This is a genomic window from Patescibacteria group bacterium (assembly GCA_041664365.1).
Lineage (GTDB): Bacteria > Patescibacteriota > Patescibacteriia > UM-FILTER-42-10 > UM-FILTER-42-10 > JAHJEX01.
The window spans coordinates 1-4,881 of sequence record JBAYKW010000021.1 but is presented as its reverse complement, the minus strand read 5'-3'; the positions used below and the strand labels follow the sequence as shown (position 1 = coordinate 4,881).

At 42.8% G+C, this 4,881-nt stretch carries 3 protein-coding genes; all 3 read right to left on the bottom strand.

The window, feature by feature from the left end; genetic code table 11:
* Window positions 1–3,193, bottom strand: a 3,193-nt coding sequence (locus WCW66_06890) for a carbohydrate binding domain-containing protein (protein ID MFA6392429.1), incomplete at its 3' end; no start/stop codon positions are given.
* 202 nt (window positions 3,194–3,395) lie between these two features.
* Window positions 3,396–4,202 carry a hypothetical protein gene (locus tag WCW66_06885; GenBank protein ID MFA6392428.1) on the bottom strand — a complete coding sequence of 269 codons (807 nt, stop codon included), beginning with the start codon at window positions 4,200–4,202 and terminating at the stop codon, window positions 3,396–3,398.
* 301 nt (window positions 4,203–4,503) lie between these two features.
* On the bottom strand, window positions 4,504–4,881 hold a 378-nt coding region (locus WCW66_06880), incomplete at its 5' end, for a hypothetical protein (GenBank protein MFA6392427.1).

Here is a 4,881-nt window from a genome sequence, read left to right as displayed (position 1 = left end):
TTGCTAACGTCAAAATCGCATCCGCCGTATTCTCGGAAAAATACTGCCGATAATCAATCAGGAGCTGGTTTTTTTGAGGTTCGATAAAAAGAAAATAAGTCGCTCCGGTTAAGCGCTCTTCTTTAGTTGGCAGCGCTATCTCACTAAATGCTTTATAGTTTTTAGCGCATATTTTATTCAGCTGATCAATACTATGATACTTTTTTTCCAGCCAGACCTGAAAGCCTTTTAAAAATGGTGGGCTGTAATCAAGAAAGCAGTTTCCTTTGTACCAGTTATACTGAGTCCATTCCGTACCCTGCCCGGCATCAGCGGTAAAACCGATGACTCGGTCGGCGTAAGACGCACGACTAACATGCTCAACAATGGCTTTAACGTTGTTTTGCTGGTTACTCAGCCAGCGCGTGGAAGCGAAGCTTGGAGTAGCGAGATTGGGTTGATCAAAAATGAATTGATTGCCAGCATCGTCTTTTGCAAGCTCTTCTGGATGCTTTTTAGTCCAGTCCAACATTTGCCGCTTCCCGTCTACTGTGGGCATTAAAACAAAGTAAGCATGGGGGTCAACAGACAGCAGTTTCAGGCAGAAATCATCGATTTGAGAAAAATCATATTTTCCCTCATCTATATAGCCCCACTTACCTGCAATCATAGCCCAGTATAAATGGATATTATTATCACGACAATTTCCTAATTTCTCCTCGTTAAATGTATGTTTTTCGCCGGTAAAATGGTGCAAGGTCGTTGCCTGATGGTTGTTGATGGACAATGTTGGTATTGAGCCTGCCTTGATAATGACATGCGTTTCAGCCAGTCCGCTGTCTTTATTGCTCGGAATGAGGGTGACCGGTTTTGTGAATTTTCCCCCTTCAATACTGATATTTCTGGAGCCATACAAACCGAACTTTTGAGTTTCGATTTCCAAACGGCAATTTCCCATCTTGGAAATGAAACTTGGAACATTGATAGTGCCGCAAAATGAATTAACTCCTTTTACGTCAAGGTCGGTCAGGCATTTTTTCAGCAAAGTGAAGGAATAATTTTCAGTGGCAATCGTAACCGAAAATTCAAACATGGAGGTATCAGGCTTGAATTCGATCTTAAAACCGGTTTCTTTGTCGGGTTCAATTTTATCCGGGAAGTGTGCCTCCACGATTTCCACTTGCGGTTTATTGGTGGATAGATCTGGGTGCGCGATATGCCCCCAAGGGCGAGCGGCAGGTGGCGTACCGTATGAATGTTGCCCCAACCAGGAATCATCGTTGAAGGTCACTTTCTCCCACCCCGGAGATAATACCGTGGTTGATTTGAAAGTATTGTCCGATTTGATGAGCATGCTTTTTCCGCTTTCAAACGTAATGGTGCAGTCACACAACAGCCCGCCAAAATCTGCTTTATTATATATTTCCACGGCCAGAACATTTTCCCCTACCACAAGGTATTTGGAAAGTTCATATTTATCTACGAGAAATACTTCTGTGAAATTTTTGCCTCTGGACAGAAGCGTGCCGTTCACATAAATATTGGATACCATGTCATCAGCGGTCAGGAACAGCCAGGCTGACTTTGGCTTTTCTTCAACCGTAAATATCTTGCGGTAATAAATATTTCCGGTTACATGATCCTTACCTTCCGGGCGTATCCATTCCGCCTGCCATTGATAACCAGCTTTTCCTTTCGTCTCTTTTTTTAGGAATATGTTATCTATGAATAATTCGGCGGCTGACGGAAAATCGGCCTGTATTTCAATATGACTTTCCGCGGACAAGGGGGAAATGGCAATTTCCTGCTCAAACTTTTTGAACCCGACGGATTTTTCCAGATTTAATTTTAGTCGCTTTACCGGCAGTGCTTTTCCGAAAGCATCACAGGATTTCAAGATTACCACAACTTCTTCCTTCCCACTGAACGAAACCGGCAAATAATCAAATGAGAGTTGACAGGTATCAAAATTTTCAATCTGGTCGAATAAAATCGGCGCGCTGTCTAAGACTGCCAAACCTTTTCCCGAGATGTATAGAGATCGCGCTCCGCTGCTTTTTTGTTTTTCAGATAGCCCAACAGTAAGGCCCTTGGCGGACACTGCCCATGCCTCTATTTTTTCAGCAGAACCGTCTTCAAAATCACCGTTCTGAACTACATTGTCAACCTTGGTTTTATCTACTTCTTCTAGTTTTATTTCATCAAGCCAGACCGTACCGCTGGCAAGGTGCAGATAATAAATGATTTTCAGTTTATCGTATTCTTTTGTATTGAAAGCGAGACTGAATTTTTTCCATTCCTCCGATAGGATGGGAATGGAAGCTAATGTTGTTTTTGAATTAATGTCATTGATTATGACACGAGCCCCTGCGCCTTTTGCATTGATATTTATTGTCTTGGCCCAGAAACTGATAGTATACCAAGTGTTTGGTTTTACATTTATAGATTGAAGGGCTCGGCTAAACGATTCCTGGCTTTTTTGGCTGATACACAGGGAGTTATTGCCTGCATATTTAATCGTTTTATCAATGGTTACCGCGTTCTTATCAGGGCCATCATCGTACAGGTATTCCCATGCTTGCGGTTTGTTATTATCATCAATTGTTTCAAAACCGGAATTTATTAAAATATTGCCTGTGCTGTGGCTAACATTTTTTTCTGGGGGAATTGCCGCAGCCTGTGTTTGTACTGCTACTGTTGCTCCTTCCTCGTCCATTGAAAGCGAGTCGAACCATACCGTACCTTGGGCTAAATGCAGATAGCAACGAAAAAGGATCGAATCAAAATCTTTGCTGTCAAAAACGAAGCGGAAGCGTTCCCAGTTGGTGTTCTTAATATCAAAATGCACCAGCTCCTTGGTGGAATTACCGTCCGTGATGAAAATTCTAGGCCCCGCACCTTTTACTTCAATGCCCGATACTTTGGCAAATCCGCTCACCACGTATTTTTTATTTTTCTGAACTGGAATAGTTTGAGTGACTTGACTGAACGTGTTTTTTTCCTGCTGTGAGATACGGAGAGCCGCCTCTCCGGCGATCTTATCATTCTTGTCCTCGGCAACAGTATCCGGCTCAGCGCCAATAATGGTACAGGTCCAATCGCTGAGTTTTCCGCTATCAGTAAATTCATCGAAACCGCCATTCTTGATCATATTGGCGAAACTGTAGAGAGGAAAAAATGCGATGACAATAAAAAATAATTTTAAGTAGTTCATGTTTATCCTTTTTAAGAATTGAGCCAATTGCATAACTCTAAATTCCTCAGAATTACGAAGTTGACATTTCCCTTATTTCTATAAAATTCATTCATTCTCGTTTTTATCTAAAATTGTCTCAAAACTCGGAGGATAACACTCTATCAACAGATTTCTCTGTCACTTTCTAATTACTAGTGTTATCTTTTTACGCAAAACTTAATTACGGAGCCAGCGCTCCTCCTACATAAGTAAAAATATAGGTCTGGTATTCATAATAGGTCTGAGTTTTTGCTGTAGCAATAATTGAACGGTCTGCCGGAACCGCATGACCGTCGGCAAATACCGAATTAACTGCGCCGCGCACATGAGCAGCATAAGCGGCACCATCACCAGTCGTATATAAAGAAGCTACATACCAGCCGGTATAATAAAACTGGGTTAGTGTTCCGCTACTTGTTCCATCACTGCTGCGAATAGAATCACTGACCATAATTGCTTCTGACGGATTAGTGAAATTTTTCCCGCCCAAGCCCCCCTGGTAGACAAGTATTGGGCTTGCGGATATATTCATGCTTGATGTGGTATAACCGATCCTTCTCATTCCATAGGTATTGCTGCGTCCTGTATATGTAAAAGGTGCAACCGATGGACAAACCAGAACTTTGGTGCTTTTCAAATAATCATTGTTTACTAAAGTCTCAGCCCACATTTTGTCGCTGGACGCATTGTAATAAGGAGGAATAAAACCTTGAAAATCTCCGGCGTACAAAGTCATTGTCACACCAATTTGCTTGAGGTTGGATAAGCAATTAATTGCTTTTGCTTTTTCGCGAGCCTTGTTGAGCGTAGGAAGCAACATTGAGGCGAGGACTGCAATTATTCCGATCACTACCAGAAGCTCTATGATGGTGAACTTGTTGTGCCCCACGGTTTGACTGCCTGAGGGCTTAACGGTTTCTTTGCAAGTATCCGCGTCAGGTCTGCACACTTTCTTACCCTCCTCTGGTTTTTCAAAATACGATTCCATTTCCCACCTCCTGTTTATACTCTCGATTCAGTTGCAAAAGTCTAATTTTAACGATAGGGGTAGGGAAAACGCATTGATTTGCGCTCCCCTTCCCTCTGGCTTCACAGAGTTCGTTGTCTCCCTATGCGCAGAGTTCCGTGCCGACCCGGTGGTTAGCCTTTGATCGGACTGATTCGTTTATTCAGCTCGCATAACACAGCTTCACTTGGCGCACTCATTTCCATTTCTCCTTGTTTTTATTTTTCTGGTCAAAAATTAAAATCAACAGTCACGCTGTTCCCTTGTGCAGAGAGTTGGATGACTATATTTCCTCTTCCCCGACGGTGTCGAGCCAGCGCCTGGTGATGTCCACGGCTTCCAAACCGATGTCAGCGATGCAGTTGGAACATAATACGACACCTTCGATGTCGCCTTTCTTGATATAGCGATAATAGCAGTCAAGCTGATCCTGCATTTGTTGATTCGTAAGAGGCTTGAACTCGCCGTAGTTCCACATGTAACAACCAGACAGACGCCGTTTGCCGGGAGTCTTCTCTATGAATTTTTTGATATTCTCATCAAGAATCGCCAGATCCGCTCCTTTCCACGTCCACAATGTGACAACATCGCATAACGAGATGTAATCAGCGACTTTAAAATCCAACTGATAGGAGTACCACACCATCCATAAATCGAGTTT